This is a genomic window from Bacteroides cellulosilyticus DSM 14838 (assembly GCF_000158035.1).
In the GTDB taxonomy this organism is placed as follows: Bacteria; Bacteroidota; Bacteroidia; order Bacteroidales; family Bacteroidaceae; genus Bacteroides; species Bacteroides cellulosilyticus.
On the sequence record NZ_EQ973491.1, the window covers coordinates 974,649 to 980,362 of the forward strand.

General features: G+C 42.7%; 4 protein-coding genes. All 4 read left to right on the top strand.

Annotation, left to right across the window (positions count from 1 at the left end):
- Nucleotides 1-180: 180 nt before the first annotated feature.
- Entirely contained in the window at nucleotides 181-624 is a 444-nt protein-coding gene (locus tag BACCELL_RS15930) for an N-acetylmuramoyl-L-alanine amidase (protein WP_007212939.1), read from the top strand.
- A gap of 61 nt (nucleotides 625-685) precedes the next feature.
- Complete coding sequence (locus BACCELL_RS26550; protein WP_149920833.1) at nucleotides 686-781, top strand: smalltalk protein; 96 nt, start codon at nucleotides 686-688, stop codon at nucleotides 779-781.
- A gap of 92 nt (nucleotides 782-873) precedes the next feature.
- Entirely contained in the window at nucleotides 874-3,804 is a 2,931-nt protein-coding gene (locus tag BACCELL_RS15935) for a hypothetical protein (protein WP_242577679.1), read from the top strand.
- A gap of 29 nt (nucleotides 3,805-3,833) precedes the next feature.
- Nucleotides 3,834-5,714 (top strand): DUF6443 domain-containing protein (locus BACCELL_RS15940; RefSeq protein ID WP_007212942.1); only part of this gene is annotated, 1,881 nt, incomplete at its 3' end.

Consider the following 5,714-nt stretch of genomic DNA (forward strand, 5'->3'; position numbering starts at 1 on the left):
AAGACCGTATGGACTTCGTGGATCTGGAGTCGCAGTTGAAGGCTGCCGGCAGTGGTTCGGGCAGTGGCGAAGGTGGCGGCAACGAAGGCGGTGACGGAGGATTGGACGAGAATCCGCTGGGATAGGCTCTGAAACCGTAGTCTTCGGAAATTAAAAATTAAACACTAATCACTAAGTTACATGAGAACAATCGATCACATCGTTATTCACTGTTCCGCCACACGCGAAGACCGTTCGCTGACTGTGGCCGAACTGGAGGAAAATCACCGTTGCCGTGGCTTCCGCGGTATCGGCTATCACTACTACATCCGTAAGGATGGCACGGTAATCAATACCCGTGCTTTGGAACTTGTCGGGGCGCATGCCAAGGGCCATAATTCTCACTCGATAGGCATCTGCTATGAGGGCGGTCTTGATGTCCGGGGGCGTGCCAAAGATACCCGTACACCTGAACAACGCTCTGCGCTCCGGCTGCTTGTGCATCAACTCCTGAAACGCTTTCGGAACAATGTCCGTATCTGCGGGCATCGTGACCTCAGTCCGGACCTGAACGGTGACGGAGTGATAGAGCCGGAAGAATGGATTAAGGAGTGTCCGTGCTTCGAAGTGAGCAGGGAACTGTGATTTCCACTCTGTGACAATCATTTTTTTTAATTGCGTGGAAAGGAGGTGTGGAATTATGGCAATCAAGAAATCCGTATGGAGTATGATCTTGAAAGTAGCTGTCGCGGTGGTAACGGCGATAGCGGGTGTGCTGGGCGTAAATGCGATGACCTTGTAATGCGCTCTGATAATGACTTCTAATTTTCTGTAAACCGGCAATCCGGATGCTGGTTTGCAGAAAACGATATTAAACTACAAACAATAATGGATATGAAAAATATATATCGAATAATACTTATTATTATACTATGCACCGGTGTATTGCCGGTATGTGCACAAGGCAATTATTATGCTGCGATGCCTGATGTGACACCGCCTTCACCTACTTCCCGAGTATTTCAGAAGTTTCTGGGTTATCCCATTTCTCATGCGACGGGAACCATTGACATTAGTATCCCCCTATATACTGTGGAAGCTTACGGCTTGTCTCTCCCCTTGACTTTGAAGTATCATTCTTCGGGAGTAAGAGTGCAGGATCCTGTCGGTGTGGTGGGACGTAACTGGGCTTTGTTTCCGGGATTTAAGATATCACGGACGATTATGGGCAAACCGGATGAGGTGTATCCGGTGGCAGATGTCAGCGGAAATCTATCGGATAATGATTATATCTATATGTCTTCGTCTTACTCTACTGATTGTGATTGTTGGAATAAACTCGGGCGTATTTATCCGCGCATGGATGGTCAGTATGATATATTTCAAATAAACATGCCTGGTATGAATGCTTCGTTCATATTACAACGTGTAAACGGGGTGGATGTAGTGAAACAGATATCGGATACTCCTTTAAAGATAATTCCTAAACTTGATAGTTCGACCAACTTCATCAATACCCGTCTTTATGGCTTTGAAGTGTTGGATGACAAGGGTGTCCGTTATGTCTTTGGTGAAGAAAATCCGGTACATACTCTTTCTAAGACTCTTAAATATGTAGAAACACAGTCTTATGGTTCCTGCTTTTGTGGCTGGATGCTTCGGGAAATCATTTTCCCGGGTGATACAAAGATTTCATTTACTTATCAGTCAATCCGGGAAGACGTTCCTCTTTTTAACAATACCATTACGGTATTGGACAATGGAGCGTCTGTGGTGCGGGCTGGTTGTTATCATGACGATATGATAAATACTTCTACGGGCTCGGATAGTTCATTCTGGCGAATACTTGGTAGTAAGGGATATCAGGTAACGGAAGGAAACGGCCATCCCTTCTACTATGCGAATACATCGCAGGTACCCGATAGTATTATAATGCCAAATGGCTTAATTGATTTTGATTATACAGAAAATAAGTTGACTTCTTTCTGTGTGAAGCAGGCAAGCACGCTTGTGAGAAAAGTGCAATTGACGTATGATACGGTTACAGGCAATTTATTGAAGAATGTTCATATATCCGGTGAGGATGATTATAAATTTACTTATAAAAACGAAACTTCTTCCGATTACTTACATTCAGGTTTCGACTGGTGGGGCTACTATAACGGTACAACTCGTGTGAGTTCCAATCTTCCAACTCTGAATCTTGAGATACGAAAAACTAATGGTTCAATAAATGTTCCTCTTAATCAATCCATTGGCTCACGTGCTATAAGGACTCCTAATGCCGCATATATGGATATATATTCTTTAGTGGAAATGACTAGCCCTACAAAAGGTAAGCTGAAAATAAATTATGAACCCCATCGCTTTACTATGCAAGGTAAAGACTTTATAGTCGGAGGACTGCGTGTAAAATCTACGGAATTGTACGATCCGGTATCCGCTAAGACGATTGTAAAAAGCTATATGTATGAGGATACGCATTTTATGGGTAAAAATTATCCTGATGAAACAAATTTGCTGACTACCCGGTATATTTGTCCTCTTGATGATGGTAGTTGCAAAGTTCGCCAGCGTACGCTTTCTGTCTTTTCTAATCTTCCGGATGTACGGGGAAATTCCAACTCTGTATGGTACGGCAAAATAACCGAAACAGCTGCCGATTGGAAAAAAGTCTATCGATATGATTTCCGTTCGGATGAATATGATAATACATACCCGGACCATTTCCCCAGTCTGGAATATGTGGTTTCTAAAACGAATAGAATATTATATTCGACTCCCTGGCTATTATCGGAAAGTTCTTATAAAAAGTCGGGAACTGCTTATGAGAAGGTGCAGACGTTAACGAATATATACGAAAAATCAGAAATAGAACTAAAAGGAGCCGTAGTAAGCCCTTATCTGTTTGCATGGAGAGGTTACTCAAGTTGCCAGTTTTTGGAGAAGTTAACAGTTTGTTATCGCAATGATTATTGTGACTTATATGGTTCTCCGGTTAGAGCTTTTCCGTATCGCTTGGTTACAGGCTATCATCGCTTGAAGTCCACTTGTAAAACCACTTATCAATCGAGTGACAGTATTGTTGAGAAGTCTGTTTTTGCCTATGATACGGAGCGTCCGTACAATATAATAAGTAAATCATCTTTGTGTAGCGGAGGTGCGGAGCAGGTGGAGAGAACCTATTACAGTAATAACACTATACCGGATAAAGAATCTCTGACAACATCCCAGCGAAGTGCCATTCAGCTATTGACTTCGCGAAATTATCTGACCACGCCTGTACAGCAGACTATGGAGAAAAAGGATAAACGGCTATACAGTGTATTGAGAGGATATAGCAGTAGTTTGTCTTCCGGGATGGTGGTAGAAGATCAGTATTACTGTAAAGGTACGGATAAGTACGAAAAACGAATCAGTTATAATAAATATGATATTTATGGCAACCCTGTATATATCAATAAGGATGGTGCTGAGAAGGTTGTATATTTGTGGGGATACAAGGGGCAATACCTGCTGGCTGAAATCAAGGGGGCAACTTACGAAGAAGTTAAAAAAGCGCTAATGGTGGATCCAGCTTCCATGTCGTCGTGCATACTTCCTTCTATGCCTCTGTATCTGAATATGATAGATAATTTGTATAAAGCTTTGCCTTCTGCCCTGATTACCTCCTATACTTACCATCCCTTGATTGGGGCAAGTGGCATAATTTCTCCCAATAAAGCCAAAACGACTTTCGAATATAACAGCGATAGTCAGTTGATTCGCATAAAGGATACGGAAGGAAAGACAATGGAGGAATATCAATATCATTTCCGGCCATAAATGCAGTATGATCATATAAAAATAGTATTATGAAACGATTATATATTTTGATTTCATTTCTTTGCCTGATAGGTGCAGCTACAGCGCAAAATAGTAACCAGAATTATGTGGTTACGCGTACTATGCTGAATGAAAGCAGTAGTTCTTACTTAGATGTAGTGAAATATTATGATGGTTTGGGACGTTTGTGCCAAACCGTGCATAATCAGGTGACTCCACAGAAAAATAATCTGCTGGATCTTTCGGAGTATGATGAATCGGGGCGGGACGTTAAAGACTGGCTGCCCGTATATTCATCCTCTGCTTATTTGTCTGCGTCTGCTTTTTCCTCGACTGCTTCCGGTAATTATGGCTCAACGGCCCGTCCTTTCAATCAGTCGGTGTACGAGGCTTCTCCGTCCGATCGGCTTGTGGCGCAATATGGCCCGGGAGCGAAGTGGAGTGACAAACCGATGACCACTGATTATATGCTGAATGGCTCCTCTGAGGTATTAAGCTGTGTGCACTATTCGGTAAATGGTAGCACCTTAGTGAATGGGGGAAGTTATGCCACCGGTGAATTGTATGTTGTCCGTACACAGGATGAAGACGGCAACACGGTCTCTCAATTTACGGATAAGCAAGGACATACCGTATTGGTTAGTCAGTTGAATGGAACTGTACGTCATGATACCTATTATGTGTACGATGACTATGGTAATCTTTGCTATGTGCTGCCACCTGCAATGGATGGTAATATTTCTACGACCAGTCTAAATCTTTATGCCTACCAGTATAAATATGACAGGCGCAATCGTTGTGTTTGGAAGAAGTTGCCCGGTGCAGATGCTGTGTCATACGTTTATGATTTGAATGATCGTCTTGTTTTTTCCCAGGACGGAAATCAGAAAAGTCGGGGAAAATGGATGTTCTATTTGTATGATGACTTAAGCCGCCTGGTTGTGCAAGGTGAATGTGCTAATACGAATACTTCTACAGCGTCCGCTCGTTCTGTTGCCTGTACTCGCGTCAATACGGCTACGGGTTTAGGAAACAGCGGATATTCATCCGATTTTGCTTTGACTGCTCCGGTTGTGTATTTAGTAAACTATTACGATAACTATGATTTCCGTACATTGCCGGGTTTTAATAACAGCTTTTTTTCTGCTGAAACAGTGAGTGCTAAAGGTTACTTGTCGGGGAGTGTCATTACTGTTTTAGGAAGTGATACGAAGTTATATTCAGCCAACTATTATGATAAGAAAGGGCGGGTAACAAAGACTGTTTCAAGCAATCTGTTGAGTGGCTATGAAACAACAACTACGATATATACTTTTACCGGTAAACCTGCAAGCGTGAAGCATGTACACATGGCGGCCGGAAAGACTACGCAGATGGAGATATATACCTATACTTATGACCATGCGGAACGACTGACGAAGGTTGAGCATTCGTTGAATGGAGTGAAGGTTACGCTTGCTGCCAATACTTATGATGAACTGGGGCGATTGTCGGGCAAGTCATTGCATGGTTCGGCAAGTAATAAGTTGGCGTATGCATATAATATACGTAACTGGATAGAATCGATATCATCAGGTGGATTATTCAATATATCATTGGGCTATGGTTATAATGGAAATGTATCCCGTATGGTGTGCCGATGTCCGGGGGATAACAAAACTTATGGATATAACTTCGCTTATGATAATTTGTCACGCCTCACCTCGGCACAAAGTCTGATTGGTGGCGTAATAACTCTGGGCTACGCGACCAACTATAGTTATGACAAGAATGGGAATTTATTGCATTTGCGGCGTGGCGGACAAACCGGATTATCCGGCACTGGAATCATTGATAATTTGTCTTTTACATTAAATGGTAACCAGCTTAAAGCCGTCAATGATGACGCTACGGCTACGGCTTCTAACGGC